The organism is Burkholderia contaminans, assembly GCF_029633825.1.
In the GTDB taxonomy this organism is placed as follows: domain Bacteria; phylum Pseudomonadota; class Gammaproteobacteria; order Burkholderiales; family Burkholderiaceae; genus Burkholderia; species Burkholderia contaminans.
In genome coordinates this window covers 1,056,808-1,081,527 of sequence record NZ_CP090642.1, presented here as the reverse complement: position 1 = coordinate 1,081,527, position 24,720 = coordinate 1,056,808, and the positions used below count along the sequence as shown (strand labels likewise).

General features: G+C 62.9%; 21 protein-coding genes and 1 pseudogene. 19 read left to right on the top strand and 3 right to left on the bottom strand.

Annotated features, from left to right (window positions below; all coding sequences use genetic code 11):
- The first annotated feature begins 540 nt into the window (after positions 1–540).
- The 5 genes from LXE91_RS36970 to LXE91_RS36950 all read left to right on the top strand — a co-directional run bounded on the left by LXE91_RS36970 (position 541) and on the right by LXE91_RS36950 (position 7,443).
- Positions 541–2,331: an acyl-CoA dehydrogenase gene (locus LXE91_RS36970; protein WP_039343724.1), complete on the top strand. Its 1,791-nt coding sequence runs from the start codon at positions 541–543 to the stop codon at positions 2,329–2,331.
- A gap of 81 nt (positions 2,332–2,412) precedes the next feature.
- Positions 2,413–4,041 carry an electron transfer flavoprotein-ubiquinone oxidoreductase gene (locus LXE91_RS36965; RefSeq protein ID WP_375141155.1) on the top strand — a complete coding sequence of 543 codons (1,629 nt, stop codon included), beginning with the start codon at positions 2,413–2,415 and terminating at the stop codon, positions 4,039–4,041.
- 48 nt (positions 4,042–4,089) lie between these two features.
- Positions 4,090–5,283 carry a beta-ketothiolase BktB gene (gene bktB, locus LXE91_RS36960; protein ID WP_039364675.1) on the top strand — a complete coding sequence of 398 codons (1,194 nt, stop codon included), beginning with the start codon at positions 4,090–4,092 and terminating at the stop codon, positions 5,281–5,283.
- Between the two features lie 38 nt (positions 5,284–5,321).
- Positions 5,322–6,176, top strand: coding sequence for a 3-hydroxybutyryl-CoA dehydrogenase (locus tag LXE91_RS36955; RefSeq protein WP_039364674.1), 855 nt, complete (start codon positions 5,322–5,324; stop codon positions 6,174–6,176).
- 400 nt (positions 6,177–6,576) lie between these two features.
- Positions 6,577–7,443 carry a hypothetical protein gene (locus LXE91_RS36950; RefSeq protein WP_135370822.1) on the top strand — a complete coding sequence of 289 codons (867 nt, stop codon included), beginning with the start codon at positions 6,577–6,579 and terminating at the stop codon, positions 7,441–7,443.
- A 92-nt stretch (positions 7,444–7,535) separates the two neighbouring features.
- On the opposite strand, the pseudogene LXE91_RS36945 reads toward LXE91_RS36950, so the two are convergent.
- A pseudogene (locus tag LXE91_RS36945) lies at positions 7,536–7,837 on the bottom strand (transposase); the annotation flags it as partial.
- A 492-nt stretch (positions 7,838–8,329) separates the two neighbouring features.
- Here LXE91_RS36945 and LXE91_RS36940 point away from each other — a divergent pair.
- The 12 genes from LXE91_RS36940 (at position 8,330) to LXE91_RS36885 (ending at position 21,610) form a co-directional block, all read left to right on the top strand.
- On the top strand, positions 8,330–8,845 hold the full coding sequence (locus LXE91_RS36940; RefSeq protein WP_039364670.1) for an Hcp family type VI secretion system effector: 516 nt from the start codon (positions 8,330–8,332) through the stop codon (positions 8,843–8,845).
- A 457-nt stretch (positions 8,846–9,302) separates the two neighbouring features.
- Complete coding sequence (locus tag LXE91_RS36935) at positions 9,303–11,663, top strand: type VI secretion system Vgr family protein (protein ID WP_052760070.1); 2,361 nt, start codon at positions 9,303–9,305, stop codon at positions 11,661–11,663.
- A gap of 6 nt (positions 11,664–11,669) precedes the next feature.
- The gene (locus tag LXE91_RS36930) at positions 11,670–12,554 is read left to right on the top strand and encodes a DUF4123 domain-containing protein (protein WP_082139477.1); all 885 of its coding nucleotides are present in this window, start codon (positions 11,670–11,672) and stop codon (positions 12,552–12,554) included.
- A 38-nt stretch (positions 12,555–12,592) separates the two neighbouring features.
- Positions 12,593–15,760 carry a toxin VasX gene (locus LXE91_RS36925; RefSeq protein ID WP_135370821.1) on the top strand — a complete coding sequence of 1,056 codons (3,168 nt, stop codon included), beginning with the start codon at positions 12,593–12,595 and terminating at the stop codon, positions 15,758–15,760.
- Complete coding sequence (locus tag LXE91_RS36920; RefSeq protein WP_052760069.1) at positions 15,757–16,839, top strand: hypothetical protein; 1,083 nt, start codon at positions 15,757–15,759, stop codon at positions 16,837–16,839. The genes LXE91_RS36925 and LXE91_RS36920 overlap by 4 nt, the downstream gene beginning before the upstream one ends.
- A gap of 76 nt (positions 16,840–16,915) precedes the next feature.
- Positions 16,916–17,998: a DUF6708 domain-containing protein gene (locus LXE91_RS36915; protein WP_052760068.1), complete on the top strand. Its 1,083-nt coding sequence runs from the start codon at positions 16,916–16,918 to the stop codon at positions 17,996–17,998.
- 20 nt (positions 17,999–18,018) lie between these two features.
- Positions 18,019–18,147 carry a hypothetical protein gene (locus LXE91_RS36910; RefSeq protein WP_256093572.1) on the top strand — a complete coding sequence of 43 codons (129 nt, stop codon included), beginning with the start codon at positions 18,019–18,021 and terminating at the stop codon, positions 18,145–18,147.
- 26 nt (positions 18,148–18,173) lie between these two features.
- On the top strand, positions 18,174–18,467 hold the full coding sequence (locus tag LXE91_RS36905; RefSeq protein ID WP_039362601.1) for an H-NS histone family protein: 294 nt from the start codon (positions 18,174–18,176) through the stop codon (positions 18,465–18,467).
- A 449-nt stretch (positions 18,468–18,916) separates the two neighbouring features.
- Entirely contained in the window at positions 18,917–19,906 is a 990-nt protein-coding gene (locus LXE91_RS36900) for an ankyrin repeat domain-containing protein (protein ID WP_157644914.1), read from the top strand.
- 484 nt (positions 19,907–20,390) lie between these two features.
- Positions 20,391–20,966, top strand: coding sequence for a hypothetical protein (locus LXE91_RS36895; RefSeq protein WP_046197073.1), 576 nt, complete (start codon positions 20,391–20,393; stop codon positions 20,964–20,966).
- A gap of 167 nt (positions 20,967–21,133) precedes the next feature.
- Positions 21,134–21,448 (top strand): PAAR domain-containing protein, encoded by a 315-nt coding sequence (locus tag LXE91_RS36890; RefSeq protein ID WP_223274259.1) that lies wholly within the window; start codon positions 21,134–21,136, stop codon positions 21,446–21,448.
- 9 nt (positions 21,449–21,457) lie between these two features.
- Entirely contained in the window at positions 21,458–21,610 is a 153-nt protein-coding gene (locus LXE91_RS36885; protein ID WP_157644915.1) for a hypothetical protein, read from the top strand.
- A 178-nt stretch (positions 21,611–21,788) separates the two neighbouring features.
- Here the strand turns inward: LXE91_RS36885 and LXE91_RS36880 are convergent, their stop codons facing one another.
- On the bottom strand, positions 21,789–22,463 hold the full coding sequence (locus tag LXE91_RS36880) for a TetR/AcrR family transcriptional regulator (protein ID WP_039362605.1): 675 nt from the start codon (positions 22,461–22,463) through the stop codon (positions 21,789–21,791).
- A gap of 94 nt (positions 22,464–22,557) precedes the next feature.
- On the opposite strand from LXE91_RS36880, the gene LXE91_RS36875 reads away from it, so the two are divergent.
- Complete coding sequence (locus LXE91_RS36875) at positions 22,558–23,388, top strand: Rossmann-fold NAD(P)-binding domain-containing protein (RefSeq protein WP_039362606.1); 831 nt, start codon at positions 22,558–22,560, stop codon at positions 23,386–23,388.
- Positions 23,385–23,870: an anthrone oxygenase family protein gene (locus tag LXE91_RS36870; RefSeq protein ID WP_039362739.1), complete on the top strand. Its 486-nt coding sequence runs from the start codon at positions 23,385–23,387 to the stop codon at positions 23,868–23,870. The genes LXE91_RS36875 and LXE91_RS36870 overlap by 4 nt, the downstream gene beginning before the upstream one ends.
- An 18-nt stretch (positions 23,871–23,888) precedes the next feature.
- On the opposite strand, the gene LXE91_RS36865 is transcribed toward LXE91_RS36870, so the two are convergent.
- Complete coding sequence (locus LXE91_RS36865; protein ID WP_039362607.1) at positions 23,889–24,689, bottom strand: AraC family transcriptional regulator; 801 nt, start codon at positions 24,687–24,689, stop codon at positions 23,889–23,891.
- Positions 24,690–24,720 lie beyond the last annotated feature (31 nt).

The window sequence follows — 24,720 nt, the reverse complement described above, 5'->3', positions numbered from 1 at the left end:
TCGCTACGGATGGGTCAATGCCTGTTTTCGTTTGTCGATCAGGCACTGCGAATCGTAGCATGAGCGAACGAACGGCGGTCATGGACCGATGCGCGGCGCGTTGAGGTTGCGATGGTCAAGAATTGCCGTGCTCCTGCCCGATGTCTCATCTTGGCCGGTTGCCGTCTTCGGGCAACGACTGCGCGGAAGATCTCTACCCCGACGTCGTGCCCACCGCGGCTCAAGGTAAACCCGTAGTCCGAAAGCCACCGCGCAAACCTGGCCATCTCGCCGGCACCAGCCCGCCAGCGCGGCACGCAGCTTGCTCGCCAATCCCCAAACCCGCCAAACCCACCCCCGCCCAAACCCCCACCCAGCCGGCCTTTCCCCGCCACACCCCCAATCCCGTGGCCGATTTTGTCACCACATGGGCCGGATATGACAATATGAATCCACCGCCACAGCATTACGATGCCTCACGTCGTCGCACGGGCCTGAGCCGGTTCTCCCGCATCAAGCCCCATCGCGCCCCTCATATAACGTCTGATTGGAACATCGACCATGAGCTATAACGCCCCCGTCAAGGACATGCTGTTCGTGCTGAAGGAACTGGCCGGCATCGACGCCGTTGCGCAGTTGCCGGGCTTCGAGGATGCCGGTTACGACACGGCGCAGGCCGTGCTCGAGGAATCCGCGAAGTTCTGCGGCGAGGTGCTGGCCCCGCTGAACGTCGAAGGCGACCGCAACCCGAGCAGCTGGAAGGACGGCGTCGTGACCGCAACGCCGGGCTTCGCGGACGCGTTCCGCCAGTTCGTCGAAGGCGGCTGGCAGGGGCTGCAGCATCCGTCCGAATACGATGGCCAGGGGCTGCCGAAGCTGATCGCGACGCCGTGCATCGAGATGCTCAATGCATCGAACCTGTCGTTCGCGCTCTGTCCGCTGCTCACCGACGGCGCGATCGAAGCGCTGCTGACGGCCGGCACCGACGAGCAGAAGCAGCGCTACGTGCCGAAGCTGATCTCGGGCGAATGGACAGGCACGATGAACCTGACCGAGCCGCAGGCCGGCTCCGATCTCGCGCTGGTGCGCTCGCGCGCCGAGCCGCAGGGCGACGGCACGTACAAGGTGTTCGGCACCAAGATCTTCATCACGTGGGGCGAGCACGACATGGCGGACAACATCGTCCACCTGGTGCTGGCGCGCACGCCGAACGCGCCGGAAGGCGTGAAGGGCATTTCGCTGTTCATCGTGCCGAAGTTCCTGGTCAACGACGACGGCTCGCTCGGCGCACGCAACGACGTGCACTGCGTGTCGATCGAGCACAAGCTCGGGATCAAGGCGAGCCCGACGGCGGTGCTGCAGTACGGCGACCACGGCGGCGCGATCGGCTACCTGGTCGGCGAGGAAAACCGCGGCCTCGAATACATGTTCATCATGATGAACGCGGCGCGCTTCGGCGTCGGCATGCAGGGGATCGGCGTGGCCGACCGTGCATACCAGAAGGCCGCGGAATTCGCGAAGGAGCGCGTGCAGAGCCGCCCGGTGGACGGTTCGGCCAAGCAGTCGGTGACGATCATCCATCACCCGGACGTGCGCCGCATGCTCGGCACGATGCGCGCGCTGACCGAAGGCGCGCGGGCGCTGGCCTACGTGGCTGCCGCGCACAGCGACATTGCCCACCGCCATTCGGACGAGGCGACGCGGGCTCGTCATCAGGCAATCTACGAGTATCTGGTGCCGGTGGTGAAGGGCTGGAGCACGGAGATGGTGAACGACGTGGCGAGCCTGGGCGTGCAGGTGCACGGCGGGATGGGCTTCATCGAGGAGACGGGCGCGGCGCAGTATTACCGCGATGCACGTATCCTGGCGATCTACGAAGGCACGACGGCGATCCAGGCGAACGACCTGGTGGGCCGCAAGACGATGCGCGACGGCGGCGCGGTGGCGAAGGCGCTGATCGCGGAGATCGGCGACACCGTGGCGGCGCTGGGCAAGCTGGACGGTGCGGCGGCGGCCTCGGTGAAGGCGCAGCTGGAGAAGGGCGCGAAGGCACTGTCGTCGGTGGTCGACTACGTGGTGGCGAACGTGAAGCAGGACCCGAACGCGGTGTTCGCGGGCAGCGTGCCGTACCTGAAGCTGGCGGGCGTGGTGCTGTGCGGGTGGCAGATGGGCCGCGCGCTGGTGGCGGCGCACGCGAACCGCGCGAGCGATCCGGCGTTCTTCGACGCGAAGATCGCGATCGCGCAATGCTATGCGGAGCACGTGCTGGTGCAGGCAGGCGCATTCGAAGCGTCGATCGTCGGCACGAAGGGCAACGAGGGCGTGCTCGCGTTGACGGAAGACCAGTTCTGACCGGCTGACGGTCGGGACGCAGGAGGAGACAGGATTTTGACCACACAGGACTTGCTCGCGCAGTACGGCCCGCGCGAATCGATGGAATACGACGTCGTGATCGTCGGCGGCGGCCCCGCCGGGCTGTCGGCGGCGATCCGGCTCAAGCAGCTGGCCGCCGAAAAAGGCACCGAGATCGGCGTGTGCGTGCTCGAGAAGGGTTCCGAGATCGGCGCGCATATCCTGTCGGGCGCGGTGATGGACCCGCGCGCGATCAACGAACTGTTCCCCGACTGGAAGGAACGCGGCGCACCGCTCGACGTCGAGGTGACGGAAGACCGCTTCCTGTTCCTGTCCGAGAAGAGCGCGGTCACCACGCCCAACTGGGCGCTGCCCGCCAACTTCCAGAATCACGGCAACTACGTGATTTCGCTGGGCAACGTCACGCGCTGGCTTGGACAGCAGGCCGAGGCGCTCGGTGTGGAGATCTTCCCCGGCTTCCCGGCTGCCGAGATTCTCTATAACGACGACGGCTCGGTGAAGGGTGTCGCGACCGGCAACATGGGCGTGGGCAAGGACGGCGAGCCGACCGAGAACTTCCAGCTCGGCATGGAGCTGCACGCGAAGTACACGCTGTTCGCCGAAGGCTGCCGCGGCCACCTCGGCCGCCAGCTGATCTCGAAATTCAAGCTGGACGCGAACGCCGATCCGCAGGCGTACGGGATCGGCATCAAGGAACTGTGGGAAATCGACCCGGCCAAGCACAAGCCGGGCCTCGTGATCCACACGGCCGGCTGGCCGCTGAAGTCGGATACGTACGGCGGCTCGTTCCTGTATCACATGGACAACAACCAGGTCGTGGTCGGCTTCGTGGTGGGCCTCGGCTACACGAACCCGTACCTGTCGCCGTTCGAGGAATTCCAGCGCTACAAGACGCATCCGTCGATCCGCGCATTCCTGGAAGGCGGCAAGCGCGTGTCGTACGGCGCGCGTGCGATCACGGCCGGCGGCCTGCTGTCGCTGCCGAAGACGGTGTTCCCGGGCGGCGCGCTGATCGGCGACGACGCAGGCTTCCTGAACGCATCGCGGATCAAGGGCAGCCACGCGGCGATCAAGACCGGCATGCTGGCGGCCGACGCCGCGTTCGACGCGGTGCAGGCCGGCCGCCAGTCGGACGAGCTCAACGCGTACCCGGACGCCTTCAAGCAGTCGTGGCTGTACACGGAGCTGTACCGCGCGCGCAACTTCAAGCAGTGGATGGCCAAGGGGCTGTACCTCGGCACGCTGATGGTCGGGCTCGAGCAGAAGGTGATGGGCGGCAACGTGCCGTGGACGCTGCACCACAAGCATGCGGACCACGAGATGCTGAAGCCGGCGTCGCAATGCCAGCCGATCGAGTATCCGAAGCCGGACGGCAAGCTGACGTTCGACCGCCTCTCGTCGGTGTTCATCTCGAACACGAACCACGAGGAGAACCAGCCGGCGCACCTGACGCTGAAGGACGCGAGCGTGCCGGTGAACGTGAACCTGCGCACGTACGCGGGGCCGGAGGGGCGCTTCTGCCCGGCGGCGGTGTATGAGTTCGTGAAGAACGACGACGGCAGCGACCGCCTGGTGATCAACGCGCAGAACTGCGTGCACTGCAAGACCTGCGACATCAAGGACCCGACGCAGAACATCGTGTGGGTCACGCCGGAAGGCGGCGGCGGGCCGAACTACCCGAACATGTAACGCAACGCATCCCCGCGCCTGCGGGCGCGAACGAACCGGAGTGAGACGATGAGCAATGCAGCGAAAGAAGTCGTGGTGGTGAGCGGTGTCCGTACCGCGATCGGTGATTTCGGCGGCAGCCTGAAGGATTTCTCGCCGACCGACCTCGGTGCGAAGGTGGTCGCCGAAGTGCTGTCGCGGGCGAACGTGCCGGGCGACGCAGTCGGGCATGTCGTGTTCGGCCACGTCGTGAACACAGAGCCGAAGGACATGTATCTCGCGCGCGTCGCGGCGATCAACGGCGGCGTGGCGCAGCACACGCCCGCGCTGACCGTGAACCGCCTGTGCGGTTCGGGCCTGCAGGCGATCGTATCGGCCGCGCAGACGATCATGCTCGGCGACGCCGACATCGCGATCGGCGGCGGCTCGGAAAGCATGAGCCGCGCCCCGTACACCGTGCCGGCCGCGCGCTTCGGCCAGCGCATGGGTGACGGCAAGCTCGTCGACATGATGCTCGGCGCGCTGCACGACCCGTTCCAGACGATCCACATGGGCGTGACGGCAGAGAACGTCGCGGCGAAGTACGGCATCTCGCGCGACGCGCAGGATGCGCTGGCGCTCGAATCGCATCGTCGCGCGGCGCGCGCGATCGCGGAAGGGCGCTTCAAGGACCAGATCCTGCCGATCTCGATCCGCACGAAGAAGGGTGAAGTTGCGTTCGACACCGACGAGCACGTGCGCCTCGAAGCCAGCGCGGATGATTTCTCGAAGCTGAAGCCGGTGTTCCAGAAGGAGAACGGCACGGTGACGGCCGGCAATGCGTCGGGCATCAACGATGCGGCTGCCGCCGTGCTGATGATGAGCGCGGACGCCGCGCGCGCGCAGGGCGTGAAGCCGCTCGCCCGCCTCGTCGCGTATGCGCACGCGGGTGTCGATCCGGCGTACATGGGCATCGGCCCGGTGCCGGCCACGCAGAAGGCGCTCGAACGCGCGGGCCTGAAGATCGGCGATCTCGACGTGATCGAGGCGAACGAGGCGTTCGCGGCCCAGGCGTGCGCGGTCACGCAGGAGCTCGGCCTCGATCCGGCGAAGGTCAACCCGAACGGCTCGGGCATCTCGCTCGGTCACCCGATCGGTGCGACCGGTGCGCTGATCACGGTCAAGGCGCTGTACGAACTGAAGCGCATCGGCGGGCGTTACGCGCTCGTGACGATGTGTATCGGCGGCGGCCAGGGGATTGCTGCGATCTTCGAGAACATCTGATAATCGAACGCTCAGCACCCGAACACACAGGAAACTTCATGGCCATCGAAACTGTCGGCGTCGTGGGCGCCGGAACCATGGGCAACGGCATTGCGCAAACCGCCGCCGTTGCGGGTCTCAACGTCGTGATGATCGACGTCAGCGACGCGGCGCTCGAGAAGGGCGTCGCGACGCTGAAGGGCAGCCTCGAGCGGCTCGTGTCGAAGGACAAGCTCGACGCCGCCACGCGCGATGCCGCGCTGGCGCGCATCACGACGTCGACCGACTACGCGAAGCTCGCAGCGGCCGATATCGTGATCGAAGCCGCGACCGAGAACGTCGAGCTGAAGGGCCGCATCCTGAAGCAGATCGAGTCCGTCGCACGGCCCGAGGCGATCATCGCGACCAACACGTCGTCGATCTCGATCACCGCGCTTGCTGCGCCGCTCGCCGATCCGGCGCGCTTCGTCGGCATGCACTTCTTCAACCCGGTGCCGCTGATGCCGCTCGTCGAGATCATCCGCGGGCTGCAGACGAGCGACGCGACCGCGTCGGCGGTGCGCGAGCTGACCGAGCGTTTCGACAAGTCGCCGATCGGCGTGCGCAATTCGCCGGGCTTCGTCGTGAACCGGATTCTCGTGCCGATGATCAACGAGGCGTTCTTCGTGCTGGCGGAAGGCATCGCGTCGGCCGAGGAGATCGACGCGGGGATGAAGCTCGGCGCGAACCACCCGATCGGGCCGCTCGCGCTGGCCGACCTCGTCGGCCTCGACGTGTGTCTCGCGGTGATGGACGTGTTCGTGAAGGACTTCGGCGACCCGAAGTATCGTGCGTGCCCGCTGCTGCGCGAGATGGTGACGGCCGGCAGGCTTGGGCGGAAGACGGGGCGTGGGGTGTACGACTACAGCAAGTAAAGCTCGTCGTTATAGCCGAGGTGAGCCGGGTGTAGCAAGCCGTTTGTATTGACTTTGGTCGTCGCGATGGATCGTGGAATCGGTCGTCGCGACGAACATTCAAATTGTCGTCGGCCGAGTAGTCTGTTCGGATCGGACGCCGACAGAACTGCCGGCCGTACTCCCACACGGAGGACGGCATCCGCGGGTTGGCATTGTCGTTAGCGCAAGGAAACAGAGTACGCGACTCATCGAGTCATGAGTCGTTCTTATAACGTGCCGATCATGTCCGACTCCGCACGTTTTCTAAGGAATTTTCGAGATGGCCATTGTGGCGGGTATGTGAAAATTGCTTATTCAGTTTCCTGGAATTCGTATGTTTCAGAATTCATCGCGTTTCCGGAGCCGACGGCGTGCACTCTTGTCAGTTTCGGCATTCCGCATTATTCGGTTGCCGCCGCATTTGCGTGAGATTCCGGAGGTGATGGGAATCCCCGATCTGTTTAGCACCCGCTGCATTTGCTTCGTTTCCGCATTACTTTGCCTCGTCGCGTGTCTGGGGCTCGGAGTCGCATTTGTATCGGATAACAGAATTCAATGGACTTCTGAGTTGTCGATTGTGGTGATCATGTGGCTTGCTTTGATCGCCGGATCTGTCGTTGCTCTTATGAGAGCGGGGGGCAAGGCGGGCGCATGGTTTTGTGTCGATGCGACTGGTATGTGGTATGGCACCGGCCGGTTATCGACGATTGGCGTTTCGTCCTCCGGAACATGCATCAAGTGGGATGAAATAGTTGCGAAGCCGGGGGATTCGTGCGATGTCCGAACGGAGTTTCAAACATCCAGATCCTTCACGAAGAACTTCGTTTTTTGGTGCCGACGGGAAACGGGTGAAATCGTCGAGCAACGCATTCCGATGAGGCTAACGTCGAATTTCCTGCGATGCGTGCGGTTCCGGAACCGTGATGATTTGACGGTTGCAATGCTACGTGGCTTGGCCAGCCGCCCGGGACTGCGGTTCCATCTTGACGTGTTTGTCGATGCAGGAATCCATCCAGAAACCTGGATGCCGATGAAGCGGCCGCGGCGGATGATGCTTCTATTGTCCGTGGTGAGTGCGTTGGCGAGCGCATTATTCATCATGCATGCCGTATTGAGTCTGCCGGCGTGGATGACGATTTGTGGGATGCTCGTTGTGTCGATCGTCGTAGGGGCGCTGGGATACGCTATTTGGGCATACCACTATGGTGACTTGGTGGGCGTTGCCAGCTTCGATGGTAGCGAGTGAACAATTGCGCTATGTCGGTCCGGTTATTTGCAGTCTAGAGTAGTTTGTATTGGGGGCAGGATTCCGCATGTGCGAGGGGCGTCACTCTGTCCCGGGCACGATCTCACTTGGCGAGGTCTTTCCACGTTTTTCAATACGTCGGTCAGCATCGCTTTGTCCGACATTAGTTCTTCGACTATCTTCTTCAGTTGTACGTTCTCGTCTTTGAGCTGTGTGAGTTGCCGCACCTGGTTCCCGTCTGCAAACCGGCGTATCCCATCTTCCAGGGATAGAAGGTTTGCTCCGAAATGCTCACGTGACGAATCAGCTCGGTTACCGGCATCTCTGTTTCTGTCTGTTTCAACGCCGCCACTATCTGCTCGACACTGAAGCGTTTGCGCTTCGTCGTTCGAATACTTTCTTACCGAAAACATCCGCCGAGAACTTGCGTACATCATGGAGCTGTTTGCTGGCAACCGCTCTTCGCGATGCGTGTGACTTACCCGTCGGCCCAGACGGGCTGTGAGTCAATGGGAATTTGTTTTCGGATTCGTCCTATGTGCGCGATTCATTTGGACTGCCGCGAGAGCGTGAGGGAGTAATTCGGACTCGGCGATTGGGCCAAAAATGGCTCGATTCAAGCCATTTTTGACTCGGTGGCGATAGACAAATCAAGGCTTTGCGATGGGCAGGTCAATTATGGCTCGAAAAATCTGGCGAAAAACTGCGACGTCAACGGTCAGTGTGGCAGATGGGCGCGGTTATGTAGATGCGAAATCTTCGATAGCAGAACGGTTTGCGGTCATTGGTTTGACTCTTGGCATGGGCTTTGCTTTTAGGCAATGGCCCGCGTGTCACGATATTACGACCTGCGTGCTCCATTCAATGCAATTCAAGGATATTCAACATGCCAACACCCGCCTACATCTCGATTCAAGGTAAAACCCAAGGCAATATCACCAAGGGTGCCTTTACCTCGGAATCAGTCGGCAACATCTACCAGGAAGGGCACGAAGACCAAATTCTCGTGCAAGAGATCGAGCACAAGGTCACCACGCCGACCGATCCGCAGAGCGGTCAGCCGTCGGGTCAGCGCGTGCACAAGCCGTTCATCTTCACCTGTGCGCTCAACAAGGCCGTGCCGCTGCTCTACCAGGCACTGGCTACCGGCGAGATGCTGCCGGAGGTGAAGACCGACTGGTATCGCACGTCGACGGACGGCAAGCAGGAACACTTCTTCACGACCAAGCTTGAGGACGCCACCGTCATCGACATCACGACGGTGCTGCCGCACGCGCAAGACGCCAGCAAGGCGGAATACACGCAACTGGTCAAGGTGTCGCTGGCCTACCGCAAGATCAACTGGACGCACGACGTGGCCGGCACGGAGGCCTCGGACGACTGGCGCAAGCCGGTGGCCTGACGCATCCGCCCATCTGCTCGGCGTGTCGTCGGGCAGATGGACGCGCGTCGCGTCCGCCGTATGGGGGGCGGTGTATTGGCCTAATCGTCGAGGCATCGACCTCACGGCGAACGCGCTCGCACCTGCCATGGGGTCGATCGACGCGAAGGGGCGGATGTTCTGGAACAGTGAATCACGCTGGCGCTGTCCAGCGCGCAGTCGGAACGTGTGAAGCGCTGGCCCACTGCCCACTGCTAACGGTGAGGGGTATGTCGCCGAGCATCTTGTCGGTCATCGACGTTTGGTGAAAGTCAGCGCAATCCTGATTGCATTTTCGGATACGTCTTATTGTCGGTGGCGCATAGGCAAGCCAGGATGTTGTCTGGGGTAATCCATGGACGTTCATCCTGGTTGACCCGACGAATCGCCAGCGACTGTCTCGCAGCATGGGCACCTCGCCCTATCGCAAGGAGTGCTCATGTTTAACCCAACCGACCTGCATTTTGATCTGGTCGCCAACGACATCCCGTTCGACGTGGTGTCGTTCGACCTGGAGGAAGGGTTGTCCGAGTCGTACCGCCTGGGTGCGGAGCTGTCGAGCGCCGACCCGGCGCTGGACTTCGGCCGCATCCTCGACCAGCCGGCCACGCTGACGATCTGGCAGGGCGGCGTACCGGTGCGGCACGTGCATGGGGTGGTCACGCGCTTCGAGCAGGGCGCCACGGGCTTCCGGCGCACGCGCTACCGCATGGTGGTGGAGCCGGCGCTGGCACGGCTGCGGCTGGGCTCGGACTGGCGGATCTTCCAGCAGCAGACGGTGCCGGAGATCCTGGCCACGGTGCTCAAGGAGCAGGGCGTCGTGCACTACGCGCCGATCGTCACGGCCGAGCACCTGCCGCGCGAGTACTGCGTGCAGGCAGGCGACACGCAGGCGTACTTCCTCGAGCGGATCGCGCGCGAGGAAGGCTTCTATCACGCGTTCACACACGAGGCGGACCGTCACACGCTGGTCTATGGCGATCGACTGGCGGTGTTCGGCCGGCTGTCGGGGCCGCCGGTGCAGTACAACCCGACACCGGGCGGGGACCAGCCGGAGCCGGCGCTGCGGCGTTTCAGCTACGCGGAGAGCGTGCGCACGGCGCGGCAGGTGCAGCGGGACTACACCTTCACGCATCCACGCTACACGCAAGAGCACACGCCACAAGCGCCGGGCCTGGAGCACCAGAGCAAGGACTATGAGCGCATGGACTACCCGGGGCGCTACAAGCGCGATGCCGCGGGCAAGCCATTCAGCCTGAACCGCTTGCGCGGGCATCGGCGCGACGCGAAGGTGGCGACGGTGGAGGGCGACGATGCCCGCGTGGTGCCAGGCCTGTCGTTCCAGCTCGAAGGCCACCCGCGCGCGGAATGGAACCGCGGCTGGCGGGCGGTGCGCATCCATCACCGCGGCGTGCAGCACACCAGCCAGGAAGAAGAGAGCGCGGGGGCCGGGCAGGGCACGCACTATAGCTATACGGCCGAGCTGATTCCCGACGATATCGAATGGCGCGCGGAGCCGCTTCCCAAGCCGCGCATCGACGGCCCGCAGATTGCGACGGTGGTGGGCCCGGCCAACGAGGAGGTGCTGACGGACGCGTGGGGTCGGGTGAAGGTGCAGTTTCCGTGGGACCGGCGCGGCCAGCAGGACGAGCATAGCTCGTGCTGGATTCGGGTGTCGCAGAACTGGGCGGGCGCCACGTGGGGGCATATGGCGATCCCGCGGATCGGCCAGGAAGTGGTCGTGAGCTACCTCGACGGGGACCCGGATCAACCGCTGGTGATCGGCAGGACGTACCGTGAGACGAACCTGCCGCCGTACGAACTGCCGAAGCACCAGACGCTGGCGACAATCCGGACCAAGGAGTTTGGGGCGTGGCGGGCGAGCGAACTGCGCTTCGACGACACCTCGCAGCAGATCAGCGCGGCGCTGATGAACGACCACGGCGCGAGCGCGCTGCACCTGGGGTATCTGACGCATCCGCGTCCGGACGGCGGGCAGCCGCGCGGCGAAGGCTTCGAGCTGCGCACGGACCGGCGCGGGGCGATGCGGGCGGCCGAAGGCTTGCTGGTCACCACCGAGGCGCAGCCGGAGGCGAACGCAGGCCAGTTGAGTCGCGCGCAGATCGTGGCCGAGCTGGAGGCGGCGCTGGAGCTGGCGAAGAAGCTGGGCGACTACGCGGGCCAGCACCAGGGTGTCCAACACGACGCGAAGCCGCAGCAAACGCTGAGCGAGGCGGTGCGCGACCTGGGTCACGGCGCGAACGACGAGCAGGACGGGAGCGGCGGCGGCAAGCCAGTGATTGCGATGAGCGCGCCGGGCGGGATCGCGGCGGCGACGCCGGCAAGCATCGGGCTGGCGGCGGGGCGGCACCTGGATGGTGTGGCGCAGGAGCACGTGCAACTGACGGCGGGCGCGCGCGCCACGATGAATGCGGGCAGCGATATTGGGTTGTTCGCGCACGGCGGCGAGCTGCGCGCCATAGCGAACCAGGGGCCGGTGGTGGTGCAGGCGCAGCACAACACGATACGCCTGGAAGCGCAGCAGCGCGTCGAAATCAGTTCGGGTCAATCCGACGTGCAGATCTCCGCCGACAAGCACATCACCATGATCAGCGACAGCAGCGCTTATCTCAAGATGCAGGGCGGCAATATCGAACTGGGGATGCCGGGAGACTTCATCGTCAAGGCGGCAGCCCACCAGTTCGTGGGGCCTGCGAGCGAGAAGGTGGATGAGCGCCATTTCTCTGGTTGCCAGTACCTGATGCAGGCTGCGGCACAAGCCGGCACGGCCATTGTGTAAAGGGAGATGAAATTGCTGCGCAGCGAACTACGAAACACACCCTGGGCAATGGCTGGAAATCGCATTTACATCGTGGTGGACCCTTTACTTGGCGACCCTTTCCACGATCTGCCAAATTGGAAAGTCCCGCTCCCCATCGAGCACGAAAGCCTCCGCGGCGCGCATCGTCCCTATTTGATGCAAGCCGGCTTGCATGGCGACGTCTTCGAACGATCCGTGGATATTGCGGCTCAAGAGGCGGAACGGTCGCGGGAGGATGTGCCCGGCGCGCGAACCGTTTGCGGCTGGCTGTTTACTTCAGCATCCGCCAGCAAGGTGGCTGCGCATCTGGCCAGCAACGCCTTGCTGAGATCCGCGGAACGCGCGCGCTTGTTACGGTATTGGGACCCGCGCGTTATGGACCTGATGCGCGCCATGCTCAGCCCACATCAAGCCCACGCGTTGATGGGTCTGGAAAGCGGCTGGTATTGGACGGGCCGCGACAAGACGCTCCACACCCTCACGTCTCGCGACGAGGGCAGAGGCTTACATACCGCACTTCACCTTACCGATGAACAGATCGCGCTGTTGGAGCAGGCACCGCATATCAACCGCGTATTGGACATCCTTCAGGACACCGGGCATGACGTGGGCGCAGTGGACCCGCTGCACCTAGCACGCTGCATCTGCCAAGGCCGCCAGGCGTGGGCATTCTCAGATGAGCATGAACACGTCATCTATGCGCTGCACTGCGTGCTGGTGCATGAGCAGTTTGACCGTCTCCCTGATGTGCGCAACGCCATGACAGTCGAAGTCAGTCAGGGCCGTTCAGCCATAACGGCCCTCGACCGGTTTGACGACACTTATTGGCAAAGCATGGCGAATTCTCAGTCAAGAATGGGGCAAGCATGAGTACCGCAACGTTAGACGCCGCCAAGAAACGAGCGGCCATGAATCCCAAGGGCGGTGCCAAATCAGGCCAGTGCCCCAATTGCGTGAAGCAGAACGGACTGGCCATTTTGCCACTCGTATCAGGGTTACTGCCGAACTATCTGCTGCCCACTAATCCGCCGGGCCTACGTGATCCGCTTCCAATGAGGGAACCCTTGCGTTCGTTGAGCAAGGAACTGAGCGCAGCCGACCTGAAGCATCACTGGTACTACATGCGCGTCTTGCCGGCTGGTTACTTGTACGTCCTCAAACCAGATAAAACATGGCAGTCCTATCTGGTGGACCGATCTGGCTTGTTGCGGGAGATGCCGCCACTGGACCTGCCGTCTCCGGCAGATGCGGTGGAACCGATGGACCAGCCCGATGCCTGCCGGCGTCCCGAGCACAATCCGGTGGCCTTGGAGTTCATTGTGCTCGACCCCGAGAAGACCCCAAAGGTGTGGATGGCCTTCAGTCGGTTTCGCTGGCCGCAAGGCGTGCTGGACGACTACCGCGACGATAAGGACGGCTGTCGCAGCAAGCGGATGACACAGGTGGACCTGATGGCAGCGGCGCGCGGTCAACTCGGCGTAGGCACGGCGGTCCCCAACGGCCGAGCTATGACGGCTTGGCTGAGTAGGCATGTGGCCGACTACACTCCTCAACCGACTCGCGAATTTATCGACCAGCACACGCTTGAGCCGCTGCGCGCGCGGAGCGGCGCAGCGGTGTCCCCGCAGCACCACGCCCTCTTTCCATCGGCGTCCAGCCTGGCCGAGCAGATGGCGCAAGTATCGAAGAACACCCCCGCGAAGACTGGCCTATTTCTGGTGCTCGACGACGTGGTGGGCCATGCCATGCAGTTGAACTACCTGCGCAACAAGACCGTTGCGGAGGCCGCTGCTCTGGAGGGCGTAGGCGACAAGGAGAGGTCTCGAAAGCGACTGGTCGCCGCGCTAATCGAAGGCATTCGGCTCAATGCCGAACGCAACCCCGGGCCTTGGTATGCAAGGCACTACGGAGCGGACCGCTACCTCAAGCACATCGATCAGAAAGCATGGCAGGAGGCGTTGCGGGAGCACGTCGATCTGGCTGCCATGGAACAGCGCAAAAAGGATATCAGCGAAGACTTTTGCTTAGTCATCCGGTCACTTCGCTGGCAGCAGCAGCAACGCACCGATTTTTGCGACCAGCCAGGCTCGGCAGCCTCGCACGAAGCCATGGTGGCGTACTGCCTGTGTGGTTCCGGGCAGACGCTCATGGAACAGGAACAACTGTGGACCCCGGTGCTGAACTTGCCGCCGGAAGACCCGGACAATTGGCTCGCACGCGCCATGGGGGCGATGTACGTGCCGTACCTGAAGTATCTGGCACAGACACCAGGCGACCAGGATGATGCCTACAACGCGACCAAGGAGGCGGAGGGGCTTGTCCGCACATTCCTTGGCAAGGGGGTAACGCAGATACAGGGCATCCGTGTGGCGATTCGCGCGCGCCGTGCCGCCAATGCCAATACGGCCACCCTGATCGAAACCAGCGCGGGCCAGCTATTTCGGCTACGTGACAAGAACCCCAAGGCGTACCGCAAACTGATCCGGCAGGTCACACTGGCGCTCATCACCCGCGATGACATCGTGCCCGAACCGACGCTGATGCGTGGCACCTGGCAGCAGATTACGCAGAAGTGGGGAGCCGCCTTCCTGGGCGACCCACGGGTGCAGGCGCGAGCGCCGGTGGCGGCGACCAAGGGCAGCACGGTGGGCTTGTCGGAAATCCGCAAGCCAGCGCTCTCCGGCGCGGTGCAAGGCGCGGTGGTGCTCACGCCGCCGGGCACGCGCGAGGAAGCCACAGCGGTAGTGGCCTGGGTGGTCAAGAAGATGGAAGGCGGCGGCAAGCTGGACTATGTGCAGCTGGAGCGCTTGAAACTGACTGAGTTGCACATCACCGCGCAGGCGGCGGCACGACCGACCCAAGCTAATCCGATATTGCAGAACCAATTGATGCGATTGGGGCTGCGGGCCGACGTGGTCCTCAGCGCGGGAGCGCTCTTCTTTCAAGTCATGCAGGGCGTGGACATGATCAAGCAATTCCGGAAGACAAATGATCCAGGCACGAGGGAATATGCGGACTTAGGCATCGGCTTGACATACTCAGTGCTTGGAGCCTTAGGTGCGTACTCGGGGGTCACTGCAGCAGTGAAAGCGTTTCTTGGGGCAGAGAAGGTAGGCGTGTCGGTTCTCATCCGGCGAGCGGCAGTGCTTGGTGCGGTGGCCGGTGTCATTGATGGGGCGTATGCGATTTTTAAAGGTGGACGGAAGTATGCCGCTGGCGACAAAGACGCCGGAAGCTGGTCGATGGGGGCAGGTGCGCTGTTTGTCGTTGCGGGTGTGGCCAGTTATGGCTTGGGGGCGACCACCGCGGCATCAGTTGCAGGAGTTGAAGCTACGGGTATTGCTGCAATGATGGGACCGGTAGCCTGGACGTTGCTTCTCATTGCTGCTGCCAGCTTGGGGCTTTACTTCGCCTGGCAGGCCTTTGCGACGGACGATGAGAACCTGCTGCCGGTGGAGTACTGGCTGGACAACGGCGTGTTTGGCAAAGGCGCTTACCGCAGAGGCAAGCTCGTATCGAAAAATCCCTACCTCAAGAATCCCAAGGATACAGCGGTGGAGCCCTTCGCCAGCCTGGAAGCGGAAATCGAGGGGCTGAACAAGGTCGTGCTGGTGGCACAGGCCAGTTTTGGCGAACTCCGGGGCTCTTATGGTGGGTTGGGCAGCTATCAGATCGACCTGCCACGCTATGCCGAAGGTTCGCGCCTGGAGGTGCAGTTCCATGCTTATCAGAAGGGCCAACGGCTGCCGATCGGTGAACTGCAGTGCGAGGATGGGCGCGAGCAACCGAGCCGCTATGAACTCTCTCGGCGTCTGACCGGCATGCAGCAAAAGCCTAAATTGCTGGTCGACAAGGCGCTGGGCACCGTACGCATCGAAGGATTCTTTTCCACGATGGACAGTAGTGGGGCGGCGATACACCGTGCCGCGGAGAAGGTGGTGGAGGCCATCAGCGGCACGGAGGTTCCCGATGCGCTGTACGCGGACAGCTTTGGCATGACCTTGAAGTACTGGCCGAATCGCAAGGAAATGCCGAACCTGGTTTCTGAGTTCGCCTACCCGGTACCGAAGACATGAGCCTGCTGCGTCCGACCTTGCCAGAGAAGGAAAACGGCACCTACTTCATCTTGCCCAAGGCTGGTGAACCGCCCCAAGTGGGGGCCGAACCGGATGCGTGGCAGATGGTGGCCAAGATCAACCCGGCGTATCTGGAGTTCAACAAGACTGCGCGGACCAGCTTCAGGCCAATGAATCTGCTGATCAGCATATGGGGAGGGGGGCTGTTTTTCTTGGGATTACTGCCTACGGCCATTGAGGTATTCATTGACGTGGATCGCCTCGGAATAGACGGTGTGATTATTTTTTCTTCGATGTTGTTGATTTCGTTGGGGGTTGCGATCGGCGTCCCATACCGCCAACTGCGACAGCCCCAGTCTCCCATCCTGCTCAGTCGCCGCTTGCGCCGCTTCTACCAATGGCAGGGCAAGAAGACTGGTTGGACGGTATTGGATTACAACCGCGTGGTGCCCTACGTGACCCGATTGACCGTGGTCAGCACTGCGGGCACGGATACTTCGTTCTTCCTGGACGTGGGCGTGCTCGAACCTGGCACGCGCAAGTTGGCGCAGTTCATCCGCCTGAGCGATCCGGCCGTGGCGGTGCTGCCGCCGGCGGAGCTCTGGGAGTTCGTGCGGGCCTACATGGATGGCCCACCGGCCAAAGTGCCGCCCATCGAATACCGTATCCCCGAAGGTCAGGAGCACGGTATCCACGCGCGCATGGATCGCGACATGATTGCCGGCCTGCTGGACAAGGAACACCGTCTCCGTCCTGGTCTGTTTTACAAGCTGTACTTCGGCATTAGCGCCATGATTGGTTACTGGAGCGACCGTCTCATCCCCTGGATGGAGCGTCGCATTCCTCATCCGCCGCTCCCCCCGGAACTGGCCGAGGCGATGCAGTGGGAAGGTGAGAATCCTTATCGGATGAATCCGCCCTGCGACATTGAGCAGAAAGCTATCGACGGCGAACTTCTCTACATGAACCGTCGCTGGTTCATCGGCATGCTGCTGTCGACGCTGATGTGGGGTGGCAGCTTCGTCGGGATGGTGGCGGTGGGCTGGTGGATGGCCTTTGATCCAAGCTGGGGGCAGTAGGCATGGGACTCTACTGCGCCTGGCAGGCCTTCGCGAATGACGATGATTCTGAGTTCGCCTACCCGGTACCAAAGACATGAGCCTGCTGCGTCCGACCTTGCCGGAAAAGGAAAACGGCACCTACTTCATCTTGCCCAAGGCAGGTGAACCGCCGCAGGTGGGTGCTGAAGCGGATGCCTGGCAGATGGTGGCCAAGATCAACCCGGCCTATCTGGAGTTCAGTAAAACGGCTCGGACCACACATAAGTCGTTCGGCCTATTCGCGAGCGTCTGGGGTGGCGGTGGACTTGGGTTTCTAGGCATGCTCCCCATGGTGGCTTGTTCGTGGATGGAAGTGGACAAAAATGGGTGGGATTTACCTATTATTGGCACACTTATTCTGGCGATATGCCTATGGTTTGCCATCGGCGTCCCCCTCCGCCTGCTGCACCGTCCGCATTCCCCCATCCTGTTGAGCCGCCGCCTGCGTCGGTTTTACCAATGGCAAGGTAAGAAGGGGGGCTGGACGGCACTGGACTACGATCAGGTGGTTCCCTATGTAACGCGCGTAACAGCCGTCAGTCCCACTGGCACAGTCACCTCGTTTTTTCTGGATGTGGGCGTGCTGAAACCGGGTACGCGCAAGGTGACGCGGTTCATCCGCCTGAGTGATCCAGCCATCGCGGTGCTGCCGCCGGCGGAGCTGTGGGAGTTTGTGCGGGCCTATATGGATGGGCCCTCCGAGAAGGTGCCGCCCATCGAGTACCGTATCCCCGAAGGCCAGGAGCACGGTATTCACGCGCGCATGGATCGCGACTTGAATCCAGGGATGGTTGACAAGGAACACCGGCTAAAACCGGGCATGTTCTACAAGGTGTATTTTGCGTCGGAGGCCATGGTTGGCTACTGGAGCGATCGCCTCATCCCGTGGATGGAGCGACGCGCTCCGCGCCCACCCATGCCCGCGGAACTGGCCGAGGCGATGCATTGGGAAGGCGAGAATCCCTACCGGATGAATCCGCCCAGCGACATCGAGCAGAAAGCTATCGACGGCCAACTCCCCCATATGAACCGTCGCTGGTTCATCGGCATGCTGCTGTCCACGCTGATGTGGGGTGGCACCTTCGTCGGGATGGTGGCCGTGGGTTGGTGGATGGCCTTTGATCCAAGCTTGGGGTAGTGAGTATGAGGCTGTACTGCATGTGGCAGGCCGGGATGGCGGGGAAGGCGATCAGCGGCACGGAGGTTTCCGATGCGCTTTACGCGGACAGCTTTGGCATGACATTGAAGTACGGGCCGAACCGCAAGGCGATGCCGGACCTGGTTTAAAAGTTTGCCTACTCGATGCCGAAGCCATGAGCATGCTTGCCGTGCTCGACGAACGTATTGAGGCGCTACGCTCCATCGAGCGGCGTGAAGCGCTGGCGCAGGGCCTGATCGACCGATTCGTGTTGTCGCTGCGCGAAGAGTTTGACGGGGCTGCAGTTCGGCCGGTTGTATCTCGGCCCGCCGTAGTGCAGCCAGCCCGGGACCCAAAGGTCTATGGTGTCTACCGTGATCCGGCAACGGGGCAGACATGGGACGGGGCGGCTCGACAGCCGAAGTGGCTGAAAGGTAAGCAATGCGAGTTGTATTTGGTAATCGGATGAAATGTGAGGACAGGTGATGCCATGCCCGGGGTGAGCAAAGAAATATCTCGCTCGAAAAGTGAAGGCGCACCCGGACGCGTTTCAACGACACGCATCGCAGTTAGCCGGCCTACAGCGATGGCCCGGTGGGTGCCGGTGCCAGCACTGCCGCGCCCCGGCACTACCCAAACTGCTTAAGCAATGCGCCACCAACCTTGATCGAGGGCCGGGACCGGCGCAGCATCACACCTGATGACATTTCTCAGTGAGGACGCTTCCGTGCTATTCGGGCCGTGGAAGCCGGTGGCGTCAACTGCTCGACCTGGCCGATCAGAAATTCGCTGCGATTCGCAGGTCAAGACGCGGATGTCGATAGGCGAGGCGGCACTACAATCGGTTTTGAAAGATATATTCGATTAATATAGCCGTTTTTATTAAAAATAGAGGGTGTGATGCGACCTGAGAGAAATTTGAACCGCCGAGTGATGTCTTGGTGCCTGGCTGCTGCCTTTGCTGTCGTGCCGATGGCATCGAACGCGGCGAACGAGGGGGCCGCCAATGCACTGCAGGATGCGGTCGGTGAGTACGCCTACGACAAGACGCCGGAAAAACTGTCCGCCATCAGAAACTTGTTGGATAAGGGTGCAATGCCCGATATCCAGACGGTCTTTCTCGCGTCGTATTACAAGGCACCCGAGGCGCTGGACCTGCTGCTCGCGAAGGCGCCGCAACTGGTGAACGAGCCTGTTCAGGGTAATGGCGAAACACTGCTGCTTTCCGCGTTGAACAATGTCCAAGGGCCAGCGGTTTCTCCGGATGAGGAGCGGATCATCGATCGTCTGATCAAGGCCGGAGCCAACGTGAATGTCATCGCCCAAGGCGGCACCCAAACACCACTGATCGCAGCGGCGAGTGGCGGGAGCAGGGCATTTCCGCATCCTGACCTCGTGCAAAAACTTTTGCACGCGGGCGCAGACCCGAAACTGACCACGCCGAACGGCTTTACCGTGCTCACGGGCAACGGTGCAACGAATCTGGAGGTCATCAAGCTGCTGATTGCGGCCGGCGCGGATCCTTTTGCAGTGTCGGCTGTCGGTTCGACGCCGCTGCATTTCGTCTGTACTCGAACGGCATACGAAATGTCCGGCAAGCCTGACCCGCAAGCGAGTCAGCGCATCGCCTTGCTCCTCAAGCCAGGCGCATCCATCGATGCCACGTACCCGCAAAAGCGTCCCTTCCCGGTGAAGACACCGCTTGGCGAAGCGGCCACCTCCGCTAATCCCGATTGCGTCAAAGCCTTGCTGGATGCGGGCGCAAAGAAGACGGCCCTGGCGTTTGCCGATAGCTACGTTGCTGCAGACCCTTCCGTAAAGGGAAAAACGGTCCAGCAGATTGTGCTGTCCTCCGCAAAGAAGTATCCGTCGTTGTATTCGCCAGAGATCGTCAAGCTCTTTGAGTAACGAGGAAGGGCCCGGTCTTTGATACAAATCGTCAGCAATCTCGTGTTCTGCGTGTTGGCCATTCTGTTTCTGCTATGGCTATGTGGAAGGATACGCGACCACCTTACCGAGAGCAGACGGGTCGCCGAACGCACCCTGACACTGGCGCAGTATCTGCAGAAGTACCCACGATGCAGGACTTCGCGCGGCATTCAGTGCGCCGTCTTTAAGTCGATGAGTATCAGGAACTGGGGCCTGAAGGGAAGGGCTGATCCTCGTCGCATCTTCATCTGCAACCACTGCAACACGAGGCTTTACCGTACCGATAATTGGTGAATGAAGAGGGTGGTGCGAGCATCGATGCACTTGCTCGCACTCGCTCGCGATTCAAGAATAGTTGTCCCAAGAACGGGTGCACGCATATTCCCGACGCGGAGGATGGCGGGCGGGGCGGACATTGGCGATCCGATTGTTTTGAATTGGGGCAGCGACATGGGAGTAACCAGTGCGCACAAGAACTTTCTACAAGTTTCTGACAGGGGGGCTGGCAGCCGCTATTTCGACAGTTTCGGCAGGTGCAGGTCTGCGGGCGGCTTGGGCGGCCCACGAGAGCTATGCGAGCAACAAGTTGCTTTACCGCCCGTATGCGATCACGACGCAGTACTTCGACGACACGAGTCGGAAGTACGGCATCTACCTGTCGAATGCGGGTCTCGGCCCGGCGATCATCAAGAGCATGACGGTCACGGTAGGCGACAGGAAATACACAGGGCTGGGCCCCAGCATCTGGCCGCAGTTTCGTGCTGATATGGGGGTGAGCACAACGGACTGCTTCAGGACGGGGTGGCCTCTCCAAGATGGCGTCGTGAAGGCGGGTGAGGAAGTGCCGCTTTTCACGCTATCGAGTGTGGCAAAGCTGGCGTGCCACGAACAGATGCTGAAACTGCTCGCCAACAACAGCATCGTCATCGAGATCAAGTTTGCGTCGCTATACGGCGACGAATTCTCGACCACGGGAGACATGCGTCTCAATGACGCGACGGCTGGTCAATTGATCGAGCAACTCAGGCATTACCAGTGAAACGCCGTGCCAGGTTGATTTCCTGTGTCGCGAGCAATGCCTTGCTGCCTTGGTACGGTCAAATCTGAGAGGGGGGATATGCAAGACATCGCTCGTAAGGGCGCCATGACCGACCACGGCGGCGTGGCCATGCAAGGCTTCGTCAATAGCGACTCAACGGCGGGAAGATCGCGGTCCTGGGGCACCTGGTGAACCGCCCGAAGTGCAAGGGCGTTTTTCCCATCGCGGAGGGCGGCCCGAACTTTGACATTGATGGCATGCAGGTGGCGCTGCACAACATGAAGACTGCCTGCGGCGCCCGCTTGATCGCCGGCGGTTCGATGGGCAGCGCGGGCCGATTTCGCAACAATGAGCTGATCTGCGGCTACGGCTTCCTGCTGGCGCTGCAGCTCGATGAGTGCGAGCTGGTCAATCGGGAGCGCGACGACCTGCATCGAGAAGTCGCGCGCCTGCAAGGCAGCCGGCTGCTGCAAACGCAGTAGTAGGACGCCATGGAGCGCCTGAGCGAGCAGGTGCTCGCACGCGACACGCCAACGCTCACACATACGGGCGGCGGAAACCGCCTGCTGGTACGCCGTTATCGCTACGACGCCGGCGGCCAGCTCGCCGAAATCAACGATACGCGGAGCGGCCAGCTCGTCTAGACGGGGCCGGACTAAAGCCGGCATCGGTGCCGGACCGGCTCACCCGGCAGCAGCATCGAAGGCAAGCCGGTTGCTCGTCTGGGCGATGCCATCAGCGATGGAGGTACTCTCATCGAAGGTGACGTTGGATGGTTAGTGGAATAACCCTGACCATTGAATTGAACCACCCGAGCCGTGGCTACGCGTCCAGCACCGACAAATCCCGCGGCAACCCACGCTTGAACATCGCGAGAATCACGCGCGCCGCCTTCGGCGGCAGCGTGATCGCATGGCGCACGGCCGCCGCGATCTGGATCATCATCAGCTCGGCGAATGCGCTCCGTTGCGCATGCGGGGTGTCGGGCGCCACTTCTCCCAGCGCATCCGCGAACAACCCCGCCAGGAACGCCCCATCGGCCCGGTCGAGCGCCTGCAGCGCGCGGTCGGCCTGCGTGGCCCGCCAGATGTCGCGCATCAGCGGCTCGTCGACGAACATCCGGTAGTAGCTGTCCGTGATGCGGCCGAGCGTGGCGTGCAGGTCGTCGAGCGTCTTCATCTTCGCGAGGTCACGCCGCACGCAGTCGTGGCCAGCCTCGTTGTAGCGCTCCGCAAGCGTGCCGATCACGGCCGCCTTGTCCGGAAAGTACTGGTACAGCGAGCCGAACGAGATGCCGGTGCGTTCGACGATGTCGCTCATCCGGAACGCATCGCAGCCTTTCTCGATCATCACCTCCGACGCGCACGCGAGGATGCGCTCGAACCGCTCGCGGCTGCGCTGCTGCGTCGGCACCAGCCGTGCGCGCGCCGGCGCATCTGCGGGATCCGCTGCCGCTGCTCCGGGCTCGCCGTTCGGCCCCGATTTTTGTCGGCCCATGCCGCCTCCAGAAAAACTTGACGTTGCTAATGCGAGAGTCTATCGTGTTTTTAAAATACGAGACATTCTCGTGTTTTCACCAAAGGAGACGGTCATGTCGGCACTTCCCATCCTCATCGTCGGCGGTTCGGGCAAGACGGGCGCCCGCGTCGATGCCCGGTTGCGTGCGCGCGGCGTCGCGACCCGGCCCGTGTCGCGCACGTCGGCCGTCCGCTTCGACTGGACGGTACCCAACACGTGGCCCGCTGCGCTTGAGGGCGTATCAGCGGCCTACGTGACCTACCAGCCCGACCTGGCCGTTGAAGGCGCTGTGGACGCGATCGCAGCCTTTGCCCGGCTTGCCCGCGAAAGCGGCGTCGAGCGCGTGGTGCTGCTGTCCGGGCGCGGCGAGCCTCGCGCGCAGGCCGCCGAGGCTGCGCTGCAGGCGTCGGGCGTGAATTGGGGCGTGGTGCGCGCGAGCTGGTTCAACCAGAACTTCTCCGAGGGCTACCTGATCGACGGCGTGCTGGCCGGTGAAGTCGCGCTGCCGGCCGGCGCGGTGCGCGAGCCGTTCGTCGATGCGGACGACATCGCGGACGTCGCCGTGGCCGCGCTCACCGATGCGCGCTTCGCGAACCGCGTGATCGAGGTCACGGGGCCACGCGCGCTGACGTTTGCCGAAGCGGTCGGCGAAATCGCACGGGCCGCTGGCCGGCCGATCGTCTATCGCGAGATTCCCGCCGATGCGTTCGTCGCCGGATTGCGCGAGGTCGGCGTGCCGGAGCCGATCGTCGCGCTGCTCGACGATCTGTTCAGCGTGGTGCTCGACGGGCGCAACAGCGCGGTGACGCACGGTATCGAAGCGACGCTCGGGCGGCCGGCGCGCGATTTCGCCGACTATGCGCGTGCGACGGCCGCCACCGGCGTGTGGAGCGCACGATCATGAGCGCGTTCGTGACCGCCGCATTGCTGTGGGGCTCGGCCATCGGCTGCGGGCTGATGGCGGGCGTGTATTTCGCGTTCTCGACGTTCGTGATGACGTCGCTCGGACGGATCGCGCCGCAGGCCGGCGTGGCCGCGATGAACGCGATCAACGTCGACATCGTGCGTTCGCCGTTCATGCCGCTGTTCCTCGTCACGACGCTGATGGCGCTTGCACTGGTCGTGCTCGCGCTGTTCGATCGCGAGCAACCGGGCGCGATGGCGGCGGTCGCGGGCGGCGTGCTGTACGTGTTCGGGATGTTCGCGGTGACGATGGCCGTCAACGTGCCGCTCAACGATGCGCTCGCCGCGGCCGATCCGTCGACCGCGCAGGGCGCGGCGCTGTGGACGCGCTACGTGCACGACTGGACGAAGTGGAATCACGTGCGCACGGTGGCGTCCGCGGCCGCGTGCGCGTTTTTCATCGCGGGGATTGCGGCGCGGTAGAAGGGGACGAGAGACGCCCTACGCATAAAACGCCGACGGCGACACGCCGAAATGCCGCTTGAACATCGCGGAGAACGCGCTCTGGCTGCTGTAGCCGTGATCCATCGCGACGGTCAGCACCTTCTCGCCGTGCGCGAGGCGCTTGAGCGCGAGCAGCAGCCGCGCCTGTTCGCGCCAGCGGCGGAAGCTGAGCCCCGTCTCGCGCCGGAACGCGCGATGGAGCGTGCGGACCGACAGGCCGAGCAGGTCGGCCCATTCGGCGATCGTGCGCAGGTCGTCGGGCGCGGCGACGAGCGCGTCGCAGATCGTCCGCAGGCGCGGGTCGTGCGGCCACGGCAGGTACAGCGGCAGCAGCGGCGCGACCGTCACCTCGGCGAGCAGCAGGTGCATCAGGTGATCGTGGCGCGAGCCCGGCGCATAGTCGAGCGGCACGTCCACGGCGGCGAGGATCAGCTCGCGCAGCAGCGGATGCACTTCCACGACGCAGCTCCGCGCGGGCAGGTGTTCGACCGCGCCCGGCTCGACGAACACGGTGCGCATCTGCACGTCGCCGCTCATCTGCACCGTGTGGTCGAGACCGGCTTCGAGCCACACGCCGCGCGTCGGCGGCACGACCCACGACGCGCCTTCGGACTGCACGTGCATCACGCCCTCGATCGCATAGAGCAGTTGCGCGCGGCGATGCCGGTGCGGCGCGATCGACGTGCCGTGCGCGTACGTCGCCGCCATCGCCGACACGGGCATCGGCGTCGATTCGAACCGCAGGTGGGCACCGGGCGGGGTGGACTCGAGTGTCCGATTGGCGACAAGTCGTGACATTTTGGCGAGAGACAGGCGGTTGGGCGGGCGG

Coding starts and splice junctions, on each gene's coding strand:
- LXE91_RS36885 (WP_157644915.1), top strand. CDS start 21,458: ATGGAGCGCCTGAGCGAGCAGGTGCTCGCACGCGACACGCCAACGCTC.
- LXE91_RS36925 (WP_135370821.1), top strand. CDS start 12,593: ATGAATCCCAAGGGCGGTGCCAAATCAGGCCAGTGCCCCAATTGCGTG.
- LXE91_RS36905 (WP_039362601.1), top strand. CDS start 18,174: ATGAGCATGCTTGCCGTGCTCGACGAACGTATTGAGGCGCTACGCTCC.
- LXE91_RS36965 (WP_375141155.1), top strand. CDS start 2,413: ATGGAATACGACGTCGTGATCGTCGGCGGCGGCCCCGCCGGGCTGTCG.
- LXE91_RS36940 (WP_039364670.1), top strand. CDS start 8,330: ATGCCAACACCCGCCTACATCTCGATTCAAGGTAAAACCCAAGGCAAT.
- LXE91_RS36955 (WP_039364674.1), top strand. CDS start 5,322: ATGGCCATCGAAACTGTCGGCGTCGTGGGCGCCGGAACCATGGGCAAC.
- LXE91_RS36920 (WP_052760069.1), top strand. CDS start 15,757: ATGAGCCTGCTGCGTCCGACCTTGCCAGAGAAGGAAAACGGCACCTAC.
- LXE91_RS36880 (WP_039362605.1), bottom strand. CDS start 22,463: ATGGGCCGACAAAAATCGGGGCCGAACGGCGAGCCCGGAGCAGCGGCA.
- LXE91_RS36970 (WP_039343724.1), top strand. CDS start 541: ATGAGCTATAACGCCCCCGTCAAGGACATGCTGTTCGTGCTGAAGGAA.
- LXE91_RS36930 (WP_082139477.1), top strand. CDS start 11,670: ATGAAATTGCTGCGCAGCGAACTACGAAACACACCCTGGGCAATGGCT.
- LXE91_RS36910 (WP_256093572.1), top strand. CDS start 18,019: ATGTGGCAGGCCGGGATGGCGGGGAAGGCGATCAGCGGCACGGAGGTT.
- LXE91_RS36870 (WP_039362739.1), top strand. CDS start 23,385: ATGAGCGCGTTCGTGACCGCCGCATTGCTGTGGGGCTCGGCCATCGGC.
- LXE91_RS36935 (WP_052760070.1), top strand. CDS start 9,303: ATGTTTAACCCAACCGACCTGCATTTTGATCTGGTCGCCAACGACATC.
- bktB (WP_039364675.1), top strand. CDS start 4,090: ATGAGCAATGCAGCGAAAGAAGTCGTGGTGGTGAGCGGTGTCCGTACC.
- LXE91_RS36865 (WP_039362607.1), bottom strand. CDS start 24,689: ATGTCACGACTTGTCGCCAATCGGACACTCGAGTCCACCCCGCCCGGT.
- LXE91_RS36875 (WP_039362606.1), top strand. CDS start 22,558: ATGTCGGCACTTCCCATCCTCATCGTCGGCGGTTCGGGCAAGACGGGC.
- LXE91_RS36915 (WP_052760068.1), top strand. CDS start 16,916: ATGAGCCTGCTGCGTCCGACCTTGCCGGAAAAGGAAAACGGCACCTAC.